The sequence below is a fragment of the Burkholderia arboris genome, assembly GCF_038723655.1.
In the GTDB taxonomy this organism is placed as follows: domain Bacteria; phylum Pseudomonadota; class Gammaproteobacteria; order Burkholderiales; family Burkholderiaceae; genus Burkholderia; species Burkholderia arboris.
The window spans coordinates 87,488-107,784 of record NZ_CP109821.1; the positions used below are offsets into that span (position 1 = coordinate 87,488).

Here is a 20,297-nt window from a genome sequence, read left to right on the forward strand (position 1 = left end):
GGCACCAACTGGTGCCGCGTTTTCGTTTGGTGCGACGGCGGGCCGCGATCGCGGCCGCTTCCATTCAAGTCGTCTTCACAAGGATTCGTTCGATGAGTTCACGCAGGATCGCGGTGCGCCGCTCGGGAGTACACGGCAAGGGCGTGTTCGCCGTGGCGCCGATCAAGGCCGGCGAGCGCGTAGTGGAATACAAGGGCGAGCGAATTTCGTGGAAGGAAGCGTTGCGCCGCCACCCGCACGACCCGAGCGAGCCGAACCATACGTTCTACTTCGCACTCGACGAAGGCGGCGTGATCGACGGCAAGATCGATGGCAACAGTGCGCGCTGGATCAATCATTCGTGCGCGCCGAACTGCGAAGCCGAGGAAGTCAAAGGCCGCGTGTTCATCCATGCGCTGCGCGACATCGGGCCGGAAGAGGAGCTGTTCTACGACTACGGCCTCGTGATCGACGCGAAGCTGACGAAGACGCTCAAGCGCGAATACGCGTGCCATTGCGGCGCGCCGTCGTGCCGCGGCACGCTGCTCGCGACGTCGGATGAAGGCGGGAAGAAGAAAAAGAAGAAGGACAAGAAGGACGGCAAGTCCGAGCCCAGGTCGAAAGACAAGAAGAGCAAGAAGTAACGCAGACGGCGGCGCACCATGCGCCGCCGTTGTTGTTTTGGCGGACGGTTGCCGCGTCGCGATCGTCCTTCCTGCCTCCCGTATCCGGCGCGCGGCCCGCCCGGCGGACCGGCGGTTGCCCGCCGCGACTCGTTCAGCCCAAGCTCAGTGCGTCGACGCCGCGGCCGGCGTTTCGCTGGCCGGCTTTTCCGTATGCGCGGCGAGCGGCACCCGCACCACGAAGCGCGACCCCCCCTCCGATGCATCCTCGTACGACACGGTGCCGCCATGCATCGCGATGATGTCGTGCACGATCGCCAGGCCCAGCCCGGCACCCGTCTCGACGCCGTTGCCGCTTTGCGCGTCGCCGCGGAAGAAGCGCTTGAACAGGTCGGCCTGCTGGTTCGCGGGCACGCCTGGGCCGTTGTCCTCGACGACGATCTCGGCGGCCGGCTGGCCGTCTTCGAGCGCGCCGCGCGCAACGTTCACCGTGATCCGTGCGCCGTCCGGCCGTGCGAGCGGCACGTATTTCAACGCATTGTCGAGCAGGTTCGCGATCACCTCGCGCAGCAGCACGGGGTTGCCGCGCACGGTCAGCTTTTCGTCGTCGTCCGCGCCGTCGGTGCGCTGGAAGCCGAGGTCGACATGCGACGCGAGCGCGCGCGGCACCCATTCGGCACCGGTCTCGAACGCCATCGCCGCAAGGTCGACGTCGACGAAGCGTGCGGCCTGTTCGCCCGGCTCCGCACGGGCAAGCGACAGCAGCTGGTTCGACAGCCGCACCGCGCGGTCGGCGGCCGCGCGCAGCTCGCGCACCGCGGCGAAGGTCTGGTGCGGATCGCGCGCGACGGCGGCCTGTTCGGCGTGCAGCTTCACGGCCGTGAGCGGCGTGCGCAGCTGGTGCGCGGCATCGGCGATGAACTTGCGCTGCGCGTCGAGCGCGGTCTTCAGGCGGCCGAGCAGCGCGTTCATCGCGCTCGTCAGCGGCCGGATCTCAAGCGGCACGTCGGTTTCGTCGACCGGTTCCAGCGACGTGTGGGTCTGCCGGTTCAGCGAATCGGCGAGATGCGTGAGCGGGCCGAGCTGCTGGTTCACGACGCGCCACACGATGCCCCAGCCCGCGAGCAGCAGCAGCAGCAGCGGCATCATGATCGCGACGAGGAATTCGGCCGCGATCCGGTAGCGGTGCCGCACCGGCTGCGCGACTTCGACGACCATCGGCTTGCCGCCCTCGACGTCGTCGACGCGCACCTGCGCGACGCGCACCGCGCGGTTGTCGTACTCGGCCTCGAACACGTACGCGTGATGCATGCGGCGGACGTTGATGCCCTGCAGCGGCAGTTTCGGATCGCCGGCGAGTTCCTGTTCGCCGTCGCTGATCCGGTAGATCAGCGCTTCGGCGGGATCGGAGAACATCGCCTGCGCGAGCGGCGGCACCGTGAACGGCGCGTCGGGGCCGGCGATCTGGATCTGTTTGGAGATGGCGGTGGCGAGATCGGCGAGCGAGCGGTCGATCACGTGCTGCGTGTATTGCCACGCGAGCCAGTAGGCGATCAGGCCGCTCATCAGCGCGAGCATCGACAGCGGGGCGGCGAGGCGCCGGAGCAGCGAGCGGCGCAGGCTGGTGGTCACAGCCGGATCAGGAGACATTTCGACGGGCAAATGGATAAGCGCCGCTCACGGGGAGCGGCGCGGTCGTACGCCGGGCGGCGAAACGGAGCGGGGCGCGCACGCCGGCGGCACGCGGCCGGCCGGCGCGTGGCCCGGCTCAGACGCTCGCGGTCTGGCGGATTTCCTGCAGCAGGTAGCCGAAGCCGCGCACCGTGACGATTTCGACACGGCACTGCTCGAGTTTCTTGCGCACCCGGTGCACGTAGACTTCGATCGCGGTGTCGCCGAGATCGCCGCCGAAGTGCGTGAGGTGATCCTGCAGCTGGGCCTTGCTGACGACGCGGCCGTGACGCAGCAGCAGCATTTCGAGCACCGCGAATTCGCGCGGCGACAGTTCGAGCGGCTTGTCGTCGTTGAAGATGCGGCGGTCGACGCCCGACAGGCGGACGCCGCCGAGCGACACTTCCGGACGCGGCATGTCGCTGTGCGGGCCGCTGCGGCGCATCACCGCGCGGATGCGTGCTTCGAGCTCGGCCGGCTCGAACGGCTTGAGCATGTAGTCGTCGGCGCCCGAGTTCAGGCCCTGGATCCGGTCGTTCAGCTCGTCGCGTGCGGTCAGCACGATCACGGGCGTGTGGCGGTTGGTCTGGCGGAAGCGCGTGAGCAGCGTCATCCCGTCGATGCCCGGCAGGCCGAGGTCGAGGATCACGAGTTCGTGGCGGTTCTGTGCCAGCGCCTGTTCGGCAAAAATGCCGTCATGCACCATGTCGACGGTGAAGCCAGCCTGCTCGAGGCTGCTCTGGATACCGCGTGCGATGGGGCGGTCGTCTTCGATCAGAAGGAGTCGCATGAAGTTCGCTCAAGTACAATGGGTTGGCGGTTCAGGCACGCGGACAGCACGACGCCGTTTCCACAGGGGCGCCGCTTCGCCTGACATCAAGCATGGCGGCCAGCGAACGATTAAATCCAATCATGTCCGATATTTCGATCCACGACCTAGAAGCCGCGATCAATTTCTGGCGCGCCCGCTCGCCGTCGAGCGGCGACGAACTCAAACTCTGCGAAGAGGCCAGCGCGCTCTCCAAGCCGTATGCGCTGCTGATTGTACAGCGCGAAGGCGCGCTGCAACTGGAAGGTTTGGACCCCAAGGCGCGGAAAGCGTACGAGACTTACGTGCGCCTTAAGGATGGCTTGGAAAGCTGAAGGCTTTCGCTCACTACATCCTAGAAAACGTTCATCGAAATGAAAAGTTGACGCGCCGCGCATCGAAAGATGCGCGGCGGTAGAGGCGGGACTCAGGCGGCCGGTTGCGCGTGTGCGCCGGCGCGGTCGATGAACAGCGCGAGTTCGATGTCGCGTTCGGTCAGGCCGTCGGCGTCGTGGGTCGACAGCGTGACGTCGACGCGGTTGTACACGTTGAACCATTCCGGATGGTGGTTCATTTCCTGCGCCTTGATCGCGACGCGCGTCATGAAGCCGAAGGCTTCGTTGAAATCGGCGAACCGCAGGCTGCGCTGGATTGCGTCGCGGCCCGGCATGGCCGTCCAGAGCGGCAGGCCTTCGAGCCGGGTCTTGCGTTCTTCTGATGTGAGCTTGTGGATCATCTTGCACCTCTCGTTCGGTAACGGCACCCGCGCACGGCTGCGCCGCGCGGCGAAGCCGGCACCGTTCATTGTTTCATAGTTGCGGAAAGGGTGACCGGCGGCGGGCGGCCGGCTGCGGCACCCGGCATGTCACGCGTCGGCGTCGGCGTCGGCGGGCCAGCCTTCGCCCGTGCCGCGATGCAGCACGCGATCGGTATCCAGCACCGTGCCGGCCGCGAATTCGGGCAGCGCCGCGAGCCGGTCGGCCAGTGCACGGCCGTCGACGTCGGCGAGCGCGAACAGCTGCGCGAAATCGTCGATCACGAAGTAGGTCTTCTGGAACGTGTCGATCCGGTACTTCGTGCGCATCACGCGCTCGAGCTCGAAACCGAGCCGGTTCGGCGCCGCGCTTTCGAGGCTGTACAGGCTCTCGCCCTTGCTCGACACGATTCCGGCGCCATAGATCGACAGCCCGTTGGTGCCGCGCGGGTCGCGGATCAGTCCGAATTCCACCGTATACCAGTAGAGCCGTGCGAGTCGCGCCAGCGCCGCTTCGTCGTCGGCGACCGCGAGCGCGGTGCGGCCGTACGCCTGCATGTAGTCGGCGAACACCGGGTCGATCAGCAGCGGCACGTGGCCGAACAGGTCGTGGAAGCAGTCGGGTTCCTGCAGGTAGTCGAGCTGGTCGGGGCGGCGCATCCACCAGGTGACCGGGAAACGCCGGTTCGCGAGGTGCTCGAAGAACACGCGATCGGGCACAAGGCCCGGCACCGCGACGATCTCCCAGCCGGTCGCGGGTTTCAGCTGGCGGTTCACGTCGGCGAACGACGGCACGCGGTCGGCCGGCAGGTCGATCTTGCCGAGGCCCGCGACGAACGCGTCGCAGGCACGCCCGCGCAGCAGCGCCGACTGGCGCGCATAGAGCTGCTTCCACACCGCGTGGTCGACCTGGCCGTAGCGCTGCAGCGGCTGGTCGATGGTGAAATCTGCGCGGGTTTCGAGGCCCGCGTCGAACTGCTCCTGCAGTTTCGCGGTGACGACGGTGGACATGATGAGGCTCTGCACGCTGTGGTTGGGAACCATGCAAGTGTAGAGCGGGCGGCGCGCGGAATGGGCGCATAGTTGGCGCTGATTCGCCTGTTGATGCGATAATTACGCATCAAATTACGAATCAATGCGGAGAATGCTCATGCTGGAACTCGATCATTTCGATCTCGCGCTGCTGGACGTGTTGCAGCGCTTTGGTCGCGCGACGCATCAGCAGCTCGGCGAGGAGGTGCCGCTGTCGCCGTCGCAGATCGGCCGGCGGCTGCAGCGGCTCGAGGCGGCTGGCGTGATCGAAGGCTACCGCGTGATGCTGCGCCCGGAGAAGCTCGGGCTCGGCGTCACCGCGTTCACGAGCCTGAAGCTCAAGCACCACGGCGATTCGATCATCGAGCAGTTCCAGCAGCAGATCGACGTGCTGCCCGAGGTGCTCGAATGCCATGCGGTGGTGGGCGATGCCGACTACCTGTTGCGGATCGTCGCGCCGGACCTGAACGCGCTGTCGCAGTTCGTGATGAAGAAGCTGATGCGCGTGCCGGGCGTCGACAGCGTGCGCTCGAACATCGTGCTGACGACCTTCAAGCGCAACGGCGCGCTGCCGCTCGCGCATCTGGCGCCCGGCGCCGCATAAAGCAGTGACGGGGCGGCGGCCGCGCTGAAGGCGGCACGCGCTGCGCGGCCGCCGCCGGTGGGGCCGGATCAGGCCGCTTCGTGTTGCGTGTCGGCGTTCAGCAGGTCGACATACGCGACCGCGACGAGATCGTCCTGCGCCACGCCGAGCTTCGCGAACACGTCGTGCGCTTCGGCTTCGCCGCCGGCTTCGTCGTCGTCAGGGCCGAGCACGACTTCCAGTTCGATGAAATCGCCGAGGCCGTCGACGCGGTCGAGATGGATGCGCGTGCGGCCCGCGAGGTACACGTGCCGTTCCTTCGTCACGATCCCGCGCGTGGTCAGCGCGGTCGCGAGCAGCGCGTGCATCGCGTCGGGGTTCGTCACGGGGCTGCGCGTGTAGTACGACGCCTTCGGGCCGTCGCGGTCGTCACGCTGATAGAAGATCAGTTCGGCCGGCGTGCCGTCCTCGAAGCGGCGCAGCTTCAGCCGGCCGCGCGGCACGTCGTAGAAGAAATCCTGCTGGCGGTAGAACAGCGGCGCTTCGGTCGCGAGCTTGGCAGCCTGTTCGCGCAGCCGGTCGAATTCGCGGGCGCGGGCTTTGATCTCGATGTTGCGGGCCATGCGGGTCTCCTTCAATCGGGGTCTCGCGGTGTGCGAACGCACAATCTAGCAAAAACGCGGAGACGGTGGCGTGACGGCCGGTGTGGCGCGATGACGCGTCCGCATGCGAACGCCGCGTCATCAGCGCCGCTCATATCGCCCACTGCGTCTCGATCAGCCGCAGCGCGGCCGCGATCGCCGGCTCGTCGCGGCGCTCGGCGAGCGTCACGAACGTCAGTTCGGTCGGCACCGTCACACGTTCGACGATCGTCAGTGCATGCGCGTGCGCTTCGGCCAGCGCGGTCGAGTCGCGCGCGAGCGTCAATCCGATCCCCGATTTGACGAGGTCGAGCATCGACTGCTCCTGGTCGACCTCGGCGACCTTCACGGGTTGCGCGCCGGCGTCCGCGAAACGCCGCGACAGCAGCCGGTGGTGCGCGGACGCCGGCGGCGTCCAGATCCACGGCAGCGCGGCGAGCGCGCGCCAGTCATGCGCGCGCTGCACGCGCTCCTTCCAGCCGGCCGGCGCGAGCACGCGGTACTGGAAATGCGTGAGCGTGACGGTGTGGAACAGCGCGCCGTCGAGCGGATCGTCCTCACCCGGCCGGCCGATGTAGTAGCCGACGTCGAGCGCCTGCGCGCGCACCTGTTCGATCACCCAGCCCGACATTCCGTGCCGCAGCGCCGTCTCGATCTGCGGGTGGGTTTCGACCAGCGCGCGCAGGAAGCCGCCGAGCCGCAGGAAGCCCGGATCGAGGATCGTGCCGATCCGCAGCCGGCCGCGCACCTCGTGCCGCAGCGCAGCAGCGGCGCGCTGCACGTCGGCAGCCGCGGCGAGCGCGCGCTCCGCATGCGGCAGCAGCGTCTGGCCGTCGCGCGTGAGCGCGAGCCCGCGCGACGTGCGCGTGAACAGCGTGACGCCGAGCGTTTCCTGCAGATGCTTGATCTGCAGGCTGACGGCCGGCTGCGTCAGGTGCAGCTGCGCGGCGGCGCGCGTCAGGTTGCCTTCGCGCGCGACCGTCGCGAAGGCGCGGAGCAGGGTGAGATCCATCGTCGTGATATGAGCGCAGCTTATAACGCAGTTCAGCATAACTCATTGGATCGGCGGCCGGCTGCGGGAGTACGCTTCCTCGGGTCGTGGCGCGCGCGGCCGCCAGCGCGGCCCGCGACGCACTATGCTGAAAATGCGCGCGGCATCGCGCCGCGCGGCGCACAACAAGGAAGAAGGGGACACGCCGTGAGTACTCAACGTACGCTCGAAGGCGAATTCGATTACGTGATCGTCGGCGCGGGCACCGCGGGCTGCGTGCTCGCGAACCGCCTGACCGAGGATCCCGACATCCGCGTCCTGCTGCTCGAAGCGGGCGGCAAGGACGACTATCACTGGATCCATATCCCGGTCGGCTATCTGTATTGCATCGGCAACCCGCGCACCGACTGGCTGTACAAGACGCAACCCGAAGCGGCGCTCAACGGCCGCGCGCTGTCGTATCCGCGCGGCCGCGTGCTCGGCGGCTGCTCGTCGATCAACGGGATGATCTACATGCGCGGCCAGCGGGAGGATTACGACAGCTGGGCGGATGCCACCGGCGACGCCGGCTGGTCGTGGGACAGCGTGCTGCCGATCTTCAAGCGCAGCGAGGATCACCATGCGGGCGCGAGCGACGCGCACGGCGCGGGCGGCTGCTGGCGCGTCGAGAAGCAGCGGCTGCGCTGGGAGATCCTCGAATCGTTCGCGCAGGCAGCGCAGCAGACAGGCATCCCCGCCACCGACGATTTCAACCGCGGCGACAATACCGGGGTCGGCTATTTCGAGGTGAACCAGAAGCGCGGCGTGCGCTGGAATACGTCGAAGGCGTTCCTGCGGCCCGCGATGGCGCGGCCGAACCTGACCGTGATCACCGGCGCGCAGGCGCAGCGCGTGATCTTCGAAGGGCGCCGCGCCGTCGGCGTCGAGTATCACGGCGGCGGCACCGATTACGTCGCGCGGGCGCGCTCGGAAGTGCTGCTGACGTCCGGCGCGGTGAATTCGCCGCAGCTGCTCGAACTGTCGGGAATCGGCGACGGCCGGCGGCTGCAGGCGCTCGGCATCGACGTCGTGCAGGATCTGCCGGGCGTCGGCGAAAACCTGCAGGATCACCTGCAGTTGCGGATGGCGTATCGCGTCGAAGGCGTGCGCACGCTCAACACGCTGTCCGCGCACTGGTGGGGCAAGCTGATGATCGGCGCCGAATATGCGTTGCTGCAACGCGGGCCGATGTCGATGGCGCCGTCGCAGCTCGGCGCATTCGCGAAATCCGATCCGGACGATCCCGCGCTCACGCGCCCCGATCTCGAATACCACGTGCAGCCGCTGTCGCTCGAACGCTTCGGCGAGCCGCTGCACAGCTTCAATGCATTTACGGCGTCGGTGTGCCATCTGCGGCCGACATCGCGCGGCAGCGTGCACGTCACGAGCGCCGATCCGGGCGTCGCGCCGGCGATCGCGCCGAACTATCTGTCGACCGACCACGATCGGCATGTCGCCGCGAACGCGCTGCGCCTGACGCGCCGGATCGCGTCCGCGCCGGCGCTCGCGCGCTATCGTCCCGCGGAAATCCTGCCGGGTACGCAATATCGCAGCGAGGCCGAGCTGATCGAGGCGGCCGGCGCGGTCGGCACGACGATCTTCCACCCGGTCGGCACCTGCCGGATGGGGCGTGCCGACGACGAACGCGCGGTGGTCGACAGCCGGTTGCGCGTGCGCGGCATCGCCGGGCTGCGGATCGTCGATGCATCGGTGATGCCGTTCATTACATCGGGCAACACCAATTCGCCGACGCTGATGATTGCCGAGCGCGCGAGCGACATGATCCGCGCCGATCGCCGCGCGGCGCGCGAAGCGACCCCGGTGCGAACCGACGCTGCGGTGACGGTTGCGTGACGGCACGCTGACACGCGCGACAGCGGGCCGTCATGAAAGCGCCCGCTGATTCGCTATGCGAAACAAGCTGTCGTCGCGTTTGTTCGAACGGCACGATCCATGCAGGCAGCGCAGTCGCGCGGCTTTTTTCATCGCGTGCGTGCCGGGCATGCAGGAAGGTCAACGCGCGATGATGCACGTGTCAAAAAAACAGCGCGAAAAATCGTGCTCAGCCGCGTGCGATATAGCGGTCGGCCCTATAAGTGCAAATCCCGATGATTGCACTGCACCAACGGCGCGACAATGTTGCGCAATGTGCATACGCGTCGGCGCGGGAGACCAACCCTCGAGGCGTAACACGGCGCCCGGGGGCAGCCCGCTGATCCGCTGACCTGTTCGCGGTCGCTCGCGCCAGGCTTCCCGGTGCTTCGCCTGACTTCGTACGGAAGGGAACATGATTCTCGGCGACACGATTCTGGAAACACGCGGACTGACAAAAGAATTCAGGGGCTTCACCGCCGTGAACGGCGTCAACCTGCGTGTGCGCCGCGGCGCGATTCATGCGCTGATCGGGCCGAACGGCGCGGGCAAGACCACCTGCTTCAACCTCCTCACCAAGTTCCTGACGCCGACGGCTGGCCAGATCGTCTTCAACGGCATCGACATCACCGACGAGCGGCCCGCGCAGGTTGCGCGGCGCGGCATCATCCGTTCGTTCCAGATCTCGGCCGTGTTCCCGCACCTGACGGCGCTGCAGAACGTGCGCATCGGCCTGCAGCGCGCGCTCGGCACGGAATTCCATTTCTGGCGCAGCGAACGCACGCTGAAACGGCTCGACGATCGCGCGATGGACCTGCTCACGCAGGTCGGCCTCACCGATTTCGCGCACGTGCCGACCGTCGAACTGGCATACGGCCGCAAGCGCGCGCTCGAGATCGCGACGACGCTCGCGATGGAACCCGAACTGATGCTGCTCGACGAGCCCACGCAGGGGATGGGCCACGAGGACGTCGACCGTGTGACCGCGCTGATCAAGAAGGTCGCGAGCGGCCGCACGATCCTGATGGTGGAGCACAACATGAACGTGATCGCGGGCATCTCCGACACGATCACCGTCCTGCAACGCGGCGAGGTGCTGGCCGAAGGCTCGTATGCGGAGGTGTCGAAGAATCCGCTCGTCATCGAGGCCTACATGGGCAGTGCCGACGCGGCGCTCGCGGGGGCGCACGCATGAAGCACAGCGAACGGGAGGAACGCGAATTGAGCGGCGTCGAGAGCGGTACGCCCGCGCTGGAGATCACGGGCCTGGAGGCCTGGTACGGGGAATCCCACATATTGCACGGTGTCGACCTGACGGTGCATCGCGGCGAGGTCGTCACGCTGCTCGGCCGCAACGGCGCGGGCCGCACGACGACGCTGCGCGCGATCATGGGCCTCACGGGCCGCCGCAGCGGGTCGATCAAGGTCGCGGGCAACGAGACGATCGGCCTCGCGACGCACCGCATCGCACATTTCGGCATCGGTTACTGCCCGGAGGAGCGCGGGATCTTCTCGAGCCTGTCGTGCGAGGAGAACCTGATGCTGCCGCCGCTGATCGGGCCGCGCGAGCATGCGATGTCGCTCGACGAGATCTACGCGATGTTTCCGAACCTCGCGTCGCGCCGGCAGAGCCAGGGCACGCGGCTGTCCGGCGGCGAGCAGCAAATGCTCGCGGTCGCGCGGATTTTGCGCACCGGCGCGAACCTGCTGCTGCTCGACGAGATTTCCGAAGGCCTCGCACCGGTGATCGTGCAGTCGCTTGCACGGATGATCGTCGCGCTGAAGGCGCGCGGCTACACGATCGTGATGGTCGAACAGAATTTCCGCTTCGCCGCGCCGCTCGCCGACCGCTTCTACGTGATGGAGCACGGCAGCATCGTCGAGCATTTTCAGGCGGCCGAACTGGAAAGCAAGATGCCGACCCTGCACGACCTGCTTGGGGTGTGACGCCGCCCCGTTTCCCTAGCCGCTAGCCGTGGCGGCCCTCGAACAACCACAACGCATCAGAACAACAGGAGACGTCAATGAAAATGAAGACCCTCGCACAGGCCTGTCTCGCGCTCGCGACCGCCGCGCTCACCGCCGGCGCCGCACACGCGGCGGATACCGTGAAGATCGGCTTCATCACCGACATGTCGGGGCTTTACGCGGACATCGACGGGCAGGGCGGTCTCGAGGCGATCCGCATGGCGGTCGCCGATTTCGGCGGCAAGGTGCTCGGCAAGCCGATCGAGGTCGTCTACGCCGATCACCAGAACAAGGCCGACATCGCCGCATCGAAGGCGCGCGAATGGATGGACCGCGGCGGGCTCGACCTGCTGGTCGGCGGCACGAATTCGGCCACCGCGCTGTCGATGAACCAGGTCGCGGCCGAGAAGAAGAAGGTCTACATCAACATCGGCGCGGGCGCCGACACGCTGACCAACGAGCAGTGCACGCCGTACACGGTCCACTACGCGTACGACACGATGGCGCTCGCGAAGGGCACCGGTTCGGCGGTGGTCAAGCAGGGCGGCAAGTCGTGGTTCTTCCTGACGGCCGACTACGCGTTCGGCAAGGCGCTCGAGAAGAACACGTCGGATGTCGTGAAGGCGAACGGCGGCCAGGTGCTCGGCGCGGTGCGCCACCCGCTGTCCGCGTCGGATTTCTCGTCGTTCCTGCTGCAGGCGCAGGCGTCGAAGGCGCAGATCCTCGGCCTCGCGAACGCGGGCGGCGACACGATCAACTCGATCAAGGCCGCGAAGGAATTCGGCATCACGAAGACGATGAAGCTCGCCGCGCTGCTGATGTTCATCGACGACGTGCACAGCCTCGGCCTCGAGACGACGCAGGGCCTCGTGCTGACCGACAGCTGGTACTGGAACCGCGACACCGCATCGCGCCAGTGGGCGCAGCGCTACTTCGGCAAGATGAAGAAGATGCCGTCGAGCCTGCAGGCGGCCGACTACTCGTCGGTGACGACCTACCTGAAGGCCGTGCAGGCCGCCGGGACGACCGACTCCGACAAGGTGATGGCCGAGCTGAAGAAGATCAAGATCAACGACTTCTACGCGAAGGGCTACATCCGCCAGGACGGCAGCATGATCCACGACATGTACCTGATGGAAGTGAAGAAGCCGTCGGAATCGAAGGAGCCGTGGGACTACTACAAGGTGCTCGCGACGATTCCGGGCGAACAGGCGTTCGGGACCAAGCAGGAATCGCGCTGCGCGGCCTGGAAGTAAGCAGGGCGTAGCGGCGCGCACGGGCGCGCCGCTCGGTGGCGGCTGCAGCGATGTGCCCGCTGCGCCGCCCGCGCGTGCAACGCGAAAAAGTTGCGCGCGCAACGAAACTCATTCTGACGGCTAAGTCGATGGAAATCTTTGGCATTCCGTTGCCGGCGATGCTGAGCCAGTTGCTGCTCGGGCTCGTCAACGGCTCGTTCTACGCGATCCTGAGTCTCGGGCTCGCGGTGATCTTCGGGCTGCTCAACGTGATCAACTTCGCGCACGGCGCGCTGTTCATGCTGGGTGCGATGCTCGCGTGGATGGGCCTGTCGTACTTCGGGCTCCCGTACTGGGCGATGCTCGTGCTGGCACCGCTGGTGGTCGGCGCGTTCGGGATCGCGATCGAGCGCTCGATGCTGCGCTGGCTGTACAAGCTCGATCACCTGTACGGGCTGCTGCTCACGTTCGGCCTCACGCTGGTCGTCGAAGGCGTGTTCCGGTCGATCTACGGATCGTCGGGCCAGCCGTACGACGTGCCGTCGCAGCTGTCCGGCGCGACCAACCTCGGCTTCATGTTCCTGCCGAACTATCGCGCGTGGGTCGTCGTCGCATCGCTCGCGGTGTGTCTCGTGACGTGGTTCGTGATCGAGAAGACGCGCCTCGGCGCGTACCTGCGGGCGGGCACCGAGAATCCGAAACTCGTCGAGGCGTTCGGCGTGAACGTGCCGATGATGATCACGCTCACCTATGGCTTCGGTGTCGCGCTCGCCGCGTTCGCGGGCGTGCTGGCCGCGCCGGTGATCCAGGTGTCGCCGCTGATGGGCCAGCCGATGATCATCACCGTGTTCGCGGTGGTCGTGATCGGCGGGATGGGCTCGATCCTCGGCTCGATCGTCACGGGCCTGCTGCTCGGCGTGATCGAGGGCTTCACGCGCGTGTTCTATCCCGAAGCGTCGGCGACCGTCGTGTTCGTGATCATGGCGATCGTGCTGCTGTTCCGCCCGGCGGGCCTCTTCGGCAAGGAAAAATGATGCAGAGAAAAGTGCTCTACGGCGTGCTGCTCGCCGCACTGCTCGCCGCGCCGTTCATCGGTGCGTATCCGGTGTTCGTGATGAAGGTGCTGACGTTCGCGCTGTTCGCAGCTGCGTTCAACCTGCTGATCGGCTATACGGGGCTGCTGTCGTTCGGCCATGCGATGTTCCTCGCGACGGCCGGTTATGCGACCGGCTATTCGATGCAGACGCTCGGTTTCACGCCGGAACTCGGCGTGCTGGCCGGCACCGTCGCCGCGACGCTGCTCGGGCTCGTCGTCGGGCTGTTCGCGATCCGCCGGCAGGGCATCTACTTCGCGATGATCACGCTCGCGTTCGCGCAGATGGTCTACTTCATCTATCTGCAGGCACCGTTCACGCACGGCGAGGACGGCTTGCAGGGCGTGCCGCGCGGCCACCTGTTCGGGCTGCTGGACCTGTCGAACGACGTCGCGCTGTACTACGTCGTGCTCGCCGTGGTCGTCGCCGCATGCGCGTTCATCGTGCGGGTCGTCCATTCGCCGTTCGGCCAGGTGCTCGTCGCGATCAAGGAGAACGAAGCGCGCGCCATTTCGCTCGGCTACGACACCGACCGCTTCAAGCTGCTCGCGTTCATCCTGTCGGCCGGGCTCGCGGGGCTGGCCGGCTCGCTGAAGGTGCTCGTGCTCGGCTTCGAGACGCTGTCGGATGCGTACTGGACGATGTCGGGCCTCGTCGTGCTGATGACGCTGGTCGGCGGGATGGGCACGCTGTTCGGGCCGCTGCTGGGCGCGGCGCTGATCGTCGCGCTGGAAGACCGGCTCGGCGACATCGGCGAATGGCTCGCGTCGACGACGGGCGTCGCGTGGTTCCATTCGCTCGGCGAATCGGCGACGATCGTCACCGGGCTGATCTTCATCGCCTGCGTGCTTGCGTTCCGGCGCGGCATAGTCGGCGAGATGGTTGCGCGGATCAAGCCGCTCAGGGCGTCTTGAATGCGTGCAGCGCGCGTCACCGGGCGTTGATGCGAAGCACCATCCGGCATGCTCCGGAAGGGCGTCGCAGCGGGCTCGGGCCGGCGCCGCGCGGCAGGCTGGTGCCCCATTTTCGTGCGGCGATGCACCATAGGGGTAAATGCTAAGTTGTCGCAGTATGAAAGGTCCTTTAATCTTCGTCTTAGTTCTGATGCACCGCGAAACGAATTTGCAGGTGGAGAACGAGGAGACAATCGAGGCACAAAGTGCCCGGACCCCAAAGCGCTGTTGGACGGAATCCAACAGCGCTTTTTCATTTGCGTGCACGGATTGCCACCGATGGTGCATCGGCCGGCGCGATCATCCTGTCGCGCCTGCATTCGCACCGCCTCTCTTCCGCGCTTCGCGTCGTCCCTCCGTTTTTCCTGTTCCCGTGATTCGTTTGCAGACGGCGCGCCATTGCGCACGCGCTGTCCGGGCTTACCCGGTTGGCGTGCGCGAAACGCGTCCGTTACACTCAGCTTTCGCCGACCGCGCGGTCGGGAAAACGGGCGGCAGTTCTCCTACAAGCAGAATGCAGAAGAGGGAGTGCGGTTGGATGAGCAGCGCAGGACGATGGTTCGGGGCAGGAGGGGCGGCTGGCGGCGCTCGTTCGTCGCGAGGTGCGGGACAGGTCTTCGCGGCTTTCCCGAGCCGTTCTGCGGCCTGTATGCGCGTTGCGACGCCATCGCGGGTCGTTGCGCTTGCATCCGTATCCGCATCCTCATGACCCGCCGGTTTTCCGACGTTTCACCGTTCGCCGGCCCGGCCCCGTCCGGCCGGATCGGCATGCCTTCCCGCCATCGTTGCGCCCGCATCGATCTCCCGCACGATCCTGCATTTCTTCGCCTGCTTCATCCTGACGACACCGCTGTTGCGCATCGTGACGGTCGAACGACCGTTTCGGCCGGCATGCGGCGCATGGGTGCGGCGTTTCACGGGAAAACGAGCATGGGCGCGGCTGGGCGAGATAATTAAGATATTAACTTGTTTGGGGACCGGGAGCCGCCCGAGCGACCCGTGGCTTTTTCGAGCAGCGTTTGGAGACAACGTAAATGAAGATGAATCGATGGATGGAGGCCGTGCTTGCCGCGGGCCTCGTGTGCGCGGCGGCAACGGCGTCGGCGCAGGTGAAGATCGGTGTGACGCTATCGGCCACCGGGCCGGCCGCGTCGCTCGGGATTCCGGAAAAGAACACGATCGCGCTGCTGCCGAAGGAAATCGCGGGCAAGAGCGTCCAGTACATCGTGCTGGATGACGCCTCCGACACGAGCCGCGCGGTGCAGAACGTGCGCAAGCTGATCGACGAAGACCACGTCGACGCGATCATCGGCTCGTCCGTCACGCCGAACTCGCTCGCGATGCTCGACCCGGTATCGCAGGGCAAGACGCCGACGATCTCGCTCGCGGCGAGCGCGCAGATCATCGCGCCGATGGACGCGAAGCGCGCGTGGATGTTCAAGGTGCCGCAGAACGACCAGCTGATGGCCGACGCGATCGCCGGCTACATGGCGAAGCACGGCGTGAAGACGGTCGGCTTCATCGGTTTCGCGGATGCGTACGGCGACAGCTGGTACAACACGTTCAACGCGGCGGCCGCGAAGAACGGCCTGAAGGTCGTGTCGAACGAGCGCTTCAACCGCACCGACGCGTCGGTGATGGGGCAGGTGCTGAAGCTGATGGGCTCGAACCCGGATGCGGTGCTGATCGCGGGCTCCGGCACGCCGGCGGCGCTGCCGGCGAAGACGCTGAAGGAGCGCGGCTACAAGGGCAAGGTGTACCAGACGCACGGCGTCGCGAACAACGACTTCCTGCGCGTGTGCGGCAAGGATTGCGAAGGCGAGATCCTGCCGGCCGGCCCGGTGCTCGTGACCGACCAGCTGCCCGATTCGAACCCGGTGAAGAAGCCGGCGCTCGGCTACAAGGCTGCGTACGAGAAGGCCTACGGCGCGGGTTCGCTGGCGACGTTCGGCGGCCATGCGTGGGATGCGGGGCTGTTGCTGCAGCGCGCGATTCCGGAAGCGCTGAAGAAGGGCCAGCCGGGCACCGAGGCGTTCCGCGAGGCGCTGCGCGCGTCGATCGAAAGCGTGAAGGACCTGCCCGTGTCGCACGGCGTGATCAACATGACGGCGACCGATCACAACGGCTTCGATACGCGTGCACGCGTGATGGTGCAGATCGTCGACGGCAAGTGGAAGCTGCAGGCCGAGTAAGCACCACGTGAAACCGGCGTGCGCGGCGCGAACGGTGCCGTGCCCGCCGGCGGCAGGGCGCCGGGCCTGACAGGCCGCGCCCGTGCCGCCTGGAACCAGCGGGGCCCGCCGCGTGGCGCCTGACGCGCCTGTCGTGTCGTCCGCGCCCCGGCCGTTCCCGTCTTTCGTTTCTCCGCAGCATTCTCGATACACGAAACGTATGGATCTCTCGATTGCGGCGATCCTCGCGCAAGACGGCATCACGACCGGCGCCATTTATGCATTGCTGTCTCTGGCGCTCGTGCTGGTGTTTTCCGTCACGCGGGTGATCTTCATTCCCCAGGGCGAATTCGTCGCCTACGGTGCGCTGACGCTTGCCGCGTTACAGGCGCAGAAATTTCCCGCCACCTGCTGGCTGCTGTTCGTGATGGGCATCGCGTGTTTCCTGCTCGAAGTCGGCGGCCTGATCCGGCATCGCGAACGCCGCCATCAGCTCGGCCGCACGCTCGCGACGCTCGGCAGCCGCTACATCCTGCTGCCGCTCGCGGTGTTCGCGATCACGCGCAGCTTTGCCGCGCAGCCGATGCCGATGCTCGCGCAGATCGCGCTGACGCTCGCGATCGTCGTGCCGATGGGGCCGTTCGTTTACCGGCTCGTGTACCAGCCGATCGCCGAAGGCACGACGCTGCTGCTGCTGATCGTGTCGGTCGCCGTCCACTTCGCAATGGTCGGCCTCGGGCTCGTGATGTTCGGCGCGGAAGGCTCGCGCACCAACGGCTTCTCGGATGCGTCGATCGCGATCGGCAGCATGACGGTGTCGGTGCAGAGCATCCTGGTCGTCGTCACGGCGCTCGTGCTGATCGGTGCGCTCTACGTGTACTTCGGCCGCACGATCGCCGGCAAGGCGCTGCGCGCGACGTCGGTGAACCGGCTCGGCGCGCGGCTCGTGGGCATCGGCACGACGGAAGCGGGGCGGCTCGCGTTCACGTTCGCGGCGGGGCTCGGCGTGCTGTCCGGGATCCTCGTCGGCCCGCTGACGACGATCTACTACGACTCGGGTTTCCTGATCGGCCTGAAGGGCTTCGTCGGCGCGATCATCGGCGGGCTCGTCAGCTATCCGCTCGCGGCCGCCGGCTCGCTGCTGGTCGGTGTGCTCGAATCGTATTCGTCGTTCTGGGCGAGTGCCTACAAGGAGGTGATCGTGTTCACGCTGATCATTCCGGTGCTGCTGTGGCGGAGCTTCGTGACGCCGCATGCGGAAGAGGAAGAGGAGTGACGCGATGAAGACGATGGTACGCAACAAGACCTTCTGGGTGTTTCTCGTGGTGCTGTTCGCGTTGCCGGTACTGCCCGGCGCGCTGCAGGTGCCCGAGTACTGGATTACGCTGCTGAACTACATCGGCCTCTATGCGATCGTCGCGATCGGGCTCGTGCTGCTGACGGGCGTCGGCGGGATGACGAGCTTCGGGCAGGCCGCGTTCGTCGGTATCGGCGCGTATGCAACCGCGTTCCTGACGACGCGCTATGGCGTGTCGCCGTGGCTCGCGCTGATCGTCGGCGTCGTGCTGACGGCGCTCGTCGCGCTCGTGCTGGGCGCGGTCACGATGCGGCTGTCCGGGCACTTCCTGCCGCTCGGCACGATCGCGTGGGGCCTCGCGTTGTTCTACCTGTTCGGCAACCTCGAACTGCTCGGCAAGTACGACGGGATCAACGGGATTCCGGCGCTGAACCTGTTCGGCATCACGCTCGAAAGCGGCCGCAGCCTGTACTTCCTGATCTGGGCCGTGGTGCTGGCCGCGATCGTGTCGGTGCAGAACCTGCTGAACAGCCGCCCGGGGCGCGCGATCCGCGCACTGCGCGGCGGCGGCGTGATGGCCGAGGCGATGGGCGTGAACACCGCGTGGATGCGCGTGGTGATCTTCGTCTACGCAGCGGTGCTGGCCGCCGTGTCGGGCTTCCTGTACGCGCACTTGCAGCGTGCGGTGAACCCGACCCCGTTCGGCCTGAACCACGGGATCGAATTCCTGTTCATGGCCGTGGTGGGTGGCGTGTCGCACGTGTGGGGCGCGGTGCTCGGTGCGGCGATTCTCACCGTGCTGCAGGACTACCTGCAGACGCTGCTGCCGAAGCTGCTCGGTTCGGAAGGCAACTTCGAGATCATCGTGTTCGGCGTGCTGATGGTGCTGCTGCTGCAGTACGCGCGCCAGGGCGTGTGGCCGTTCGTTGCGAGGCTGTTCCCGCGCGGGCCGCGTGCCCACGTGCCCGAGCAGGCCGATCCGCTGCCGCAGCGTGCGAAGCCGGCGGCCGGCGAGCCGCTGCTCGTCGTCGACAACGCACGCAAGCAGTTCGGCGGGCTCGTCGCCGTCAACGACGTCAGCTTCGACGTGAAAGCGGGGCAGATCATCGGACTGATCGGCCCTAACGGCGCTGGCAAGTCGACCACGTTCAACCTCGTGACGGGCGTGCTGAAGCCGACGGGCGGCACGATCACGTTCCGTGGCGAGCGTATCGACGGGCTCACGTCGCGCCAGATCGTTCGCCGCGGCATCGGCCGTACGTTCCAGCACGTGAAGTTGCTGCCGGCGATGACGGTGCTCGAGAACGTCGCGATCGGTGCGCATCTGCGCGGCCATACGGGCGTGTGGCGCAGCATCGCGCGGCTCAATGCGCATGAGGAAGCGCAACTGCTGGCTGAAGCCGCACGCCAGATCCGCCGCGTGGGGCTCGAGAAGCACATGTACGACGAAGCGGGCAGCCTCGCGCTCGGCCAGCAGCGGATTCTCGAAATCGCACGCGCGCTGTGCTGCGATCCGACGCTGCTGCTGCTCGACGAACCGGCGGCCGGGCTGCGCTACCAGGAGAAGCAGCAACTCGCCGACCTGCTGCGACGGTTGAAGGCCGAAGGCATGAGCGTGTTGCTCGTGGAACATGACATGGATTTCGTGATGAATCTCACCGACCGGCTGGTGGTGATGGAGTTCGGCACGCGGATCGCGGAAGGGCTGCCGCAGGATGTGCAGCAGGACCCGGCGGTGCTCGAAGCGTATCTGGGCGGGGTGGAGTGATGACGGACACGACGATGCCGATTCTCGAAGTGCGCGGGCTGGCGGTCCGGTACGGGAAGGTGGAGGCGCTGCACGGCGCGGCGATCAAGGTCGGTGCGGGGCAGATTGTCAGCGTGATCGGCCCGAACGGTGCCGGCAAGTCGACGCTGCTGAACGCGATCATGGGTGCATTGCCGGTAACAGGGCATGCGTCGGGCGCGGTCGTGTATCGCGGCAACGACGTCGGCGCGTTGCCGGTCGAGCAGCGTGTCGCGCGCGGGATGTGCCTCGTGCCGGAAAAGCGTGAGCTGTTCAGCACGATGACGGTCGAGGACAACCTCGTGCTGGGTGCGTATCGCCGCAAGCAGGCTGGCGAATCGAACTTCCTCGACCAGCTCGATCACGTGTTCGCGCTGTTCCCGCGGCTGAAGGAGCGCCGCAAGCAGGCAGCCGGCACGCTGTCCGGCGGCGAGCGGCAGATGCTCGCGGTCGGCCGTGCGCTGATGGGTAAGCCCGATCTGCTGATGCTCGACGAACCGAGCCTCGGGCTGGCGCCGCTGATCGTGAAGGAGATTTTTCATATCATCAGCGCGTTGCGCGGGACGGGCGTGGCGACGCTGCTGATCGAGCAGAACGCGCGGGCGGCATTGCAGATCTCGGACTACGGTTATGTGCTGGAGACCGGTGAGTTTGCGCTGGAAGGGCCGGCTGCCGAGCTTGCGCAGAACCCGCGTGTGATCGAAACGTACCTGGGGTTGGCGAAGAAGACGGCTTGATGGCTTGGGTAGTTGGCGGGAAACGGGCGGCGTGTTTCACGTGAAACACGCCGTTTTTGTTTG

The 20,297-nt window shown here is 66.6% G+C and carries 19 protein-coding genes; 13 read left to right on the top strand and 6 right to left on the bottom strand.

All coding sequences use genetic code 11. The features are described from left to right. The first annotated feature begins 92 nt into the window (after positions 1-92). A complete protein-coding gene (locus OHZ10_RS00405; protein WP_340623674.1) occupies positions 93-623 on the top strand; it encodes an SET domain-containing protein in 531 nt (176 codons plus the stop codon). A gap of 144 nt (positions 624-767) precedes the next feature. Here OHZ10_RS00405 and OHZ10_RS00410 read toward each other — a convergent pair whose 3' ends face one another. Together OHZ10_RS00410 and OHZ10_RS00415 are read right to left on the bottom strand one after the other, a co-directional pair. After that, entirely contained in the window at positions 768-2,252 is a 1,485-nt protein-coding gene (locus OHZ10_RS00410; protein ID WP_059232811.1) for a sensor histidine kinase, read from the bottom strand. A 118-nt stretch (positions 2,253-2,370) separates the two neighbouring features. Continuing rightward, entirely contained in the window at positions 2,371-3,063 is a 693-nt protein-coding gene (locus OHZ10_RS00415; RefSeq protein ID WP_006401494.1) for a response regulator, read from the bottom strand. A 122-nt stretch (positions 3,064-3,185) separates the two neighbouring features. Here OHZ10_RS00415 and OHZ10_RS00420 point away from each other — a divergent pair, with 122 nt between their 5' ends. Further along, positions 3,186-3,416, top strand: a complete 231-nt coding sequence (locus OHZ10_RS00420; protein WP_006756491.1) for a DUF3717 domain-containing protein — start codon at positions 3,186-3,188, stop codon at positions 3,414-3,416. Between the two features lie 92 nt (positions 3,417-3,508). On the opposite strand, the gene OHZ10_RS00425 is transcribed toward OHZ10_RS00420, so the two are convergent. Both OHZ10_RS00425 and phhA read right to left on the bottom strand, forming a co-directional pair. Beyond that, positions 3,509-3,817: a 4a-hydroxytetrahydrobiopterin dehydratase gene (locus OHZ10_RS00425; RefSeq protein WP_256085417.1), complete on the bottom strand. Its 309-nt coding sequence runs from the start codon at positions 3,815-3,817 to the stop codon at positions 3,509-3,511. Between the two features lie 129 nt (positions 3,818-3,946). Beyond that, positions 3,947-4,879: a phenylalanine 4-monooxygenase gene (phhA, locus tag OHZ10_RS00430; protein ID WP_342703326.1), complete on the bottom strand. Its 933-nt coding sequence runs from the start codon at positions 4,877-4,879 to the stop codon at positions 3,947-3,949. A 106-nt stretch (positions 4,880-4,985) separates the two neighbouring features. Between phhA and OHZ10_RS00435 the strand changes: the two genes are divergently transcribed. Next, the gene (locus OHZ10_RS00435; protein WP_006408082.1) at positions 4,986-5,471 is read left to right on the top strand and encodes an Lrp/AsnC family transcriptional regulator; all 486 of its coding nucleotides are present in this window, start codon (positions 4,986-4,988) and stop codon (positions 5,469-5,471) included. A 68-nt stretch (positions 5,472-5,539) separates the two neighbouring features. Here the strand turns inward: OHZ10_RS00435 and OHZ10_RS00440 are convergent, their stop codons facing one another. Both OHZ10_RS00440 and OHZ10_RS00445 read right to left on the bottom strand, forming a co-directional pair. Further along, positions 5,540-6,073 carry a class IV adenylate cyclase gene (locus OHZ10_RS00440; RefSeq protein WP_059232810.1) on the bottom strand — a complete coding sequence of 178 codons (534 nt, stop codon included), beginning with the start codon at positions 6,071-6,073 and terminating at the stop codon, positions 5,540-5,542. Between the two features lie 130 nt (positions 6,074-6,203). Then, positions 6,204-7,103: a LysR family transcriptional regulator gene (locus tag OHZ10_RS00445; protein ID WP_059232809.1), complete on the bottom strand. Its 900-nt coding sequence runs from the start codon at positions 7,101-7,103 to the stop codon at positions 6,204-6,206. A gap of 186 nt (positions 7,104-7,289) precedes the next feature. Here OHZ10_RS00445 and OHZ10_RS00450 point away from each other — a divergent pair, with 186 nt between their 5' ends. The 10 genes from OHZ10_RS00450 to OHZ10_RS00495 all read left to right on the top strand — a co-directional run bounded on the left by OHZ10_RS00450 (position 7,290) and on the right by OHZ10_RS00495 (position 20,234). Beyond that, entirely contained in the window at positions 7,290-8,975 is a 1,686-nt protein-coding gene (locus OHZ10_RS00450) for a GMC family oxidoreductase (RefSeq protein ID WP_342703327.1), read from the top strand. Positions 8,976-9,408: 433 nt separating this feature from the next. Next, positions 9,409-10,188, top strand: a complete 780-nt coding sequence (locus tag OHZ10_RS00455; protein WP_006477266.1) for an ABC transporter ATP-binding protein — start codon at positions 9,409-9,411, stop codon at positions 10,186-10,188. Then, a complete protein-coding gene (locus OHZ10_RS00460; RefSeq protein WP_059232807.1) occupies positions 10,185-10,940 on the top strand; it encodes an ABC transporter ATP-binding protein in 756 nt (251 codons plus the stop codon). The genes OHZ10_RS00455 and OHZ10_RS00460 overlap by 4 nt, the downstream gene beginning before the upstream one ends. 77 nt (positions 10,941-11,017) lie before the next feature. Further along, the gene (locus OHZ10_RS00465; RefSeq protein WP_342703329.1) at positions 11,018-12,217 is read left to right on the top strand and encodes an ABC transporter substrate-binding protein; all 1,200 of its coding nucleotides are present in this window, start codon (positions 11,018-11,020) and stop codon (positions 12,215-12,217) included. A gap of 128 nt (positions 12,218-12,345) precedes the next feature. Beyond that, a complete protein-coding gene (locus OHZ10_RS00470) occupies positions 12,346-13,230 on the top strand; it encodes a branched-chain amino acid ABC transporter permease (RefSeq protein ID WP_059232805.1) in 885 nt (294 codons plus the stop codon). Beyond that, a complete protein-coding gene (locus OHZ10_RS00475; RefSeq protein ID WP_059236539.1) occupies positions 13,230-14,204 on the top strand; it encodes a branched-chain amino acid ABC transporter permease in 975 nt (324 codons plus the stop codon). The genes OHZ10_RS00470 and OHZ10_RS00475 overlap by 1 nt, the downstream gene beginning before the upstream one ends. A gap of 1,073 nt (positions 14,205-15,277) precedes the next feature. Beyond that, on the top strand, positions 15,278-16,435 hold the full coding sequence (locus OHZ10_RS00480; RefSeq protein WP_059232804.1) for an ABC transporter substrate-binding protein: 1,158 nt from the start codon (positions 15,278-15,280) through the stop codon (positions 16,433-16,435). Positions 16,436-16,634: 199 nt separating this feature from the next. Beyond that, positions 16,635-17,690 carry a branched-chain amino acid ABC transporter permease gene (locus tag OHZ10_RS00485; RefSeq protein WP_059232803.1) on the top strand — a complete coding sequence of 352 codons (1,056 nt, stop codon included), beginning with the start codon at positions 16,635-16,637 and terminating at the stop codon, positions 17,688-17,690. Between the two features lie 4 nt (positions 17,691-17,694). After that, positions 17,695-19,479 carry an ABC transporter permease subunit gene (locus OHZ10_RS00490; protein ID WP_174993437.1) on the top strand — a complete coding sequence of 595 codons (1,785 nt, stop codon included), beginning with the start codon at positions 17,695-17,697 and terminating at the stop codon, positions 19,477-19,479. Then, positions 19,479-20,234: an ABC transporter ATP-binding protein gene (locus tag OHZ10_RS00495; protein ID WP_096472134.1), complete on the top strand. Its 756-nt coding sequence runs from the start codon at positions 19,479-19,481 to the stop codon at positions 20,232-20,234. The genes OHZ10_RS00490 and OHZ10_RS00495 overlap by 1 nt, the downstream gene beginning before the upstream one ends. The last annotated feature ends 63 nt before the right edge of the window (positions 20,235-20,297 follow it).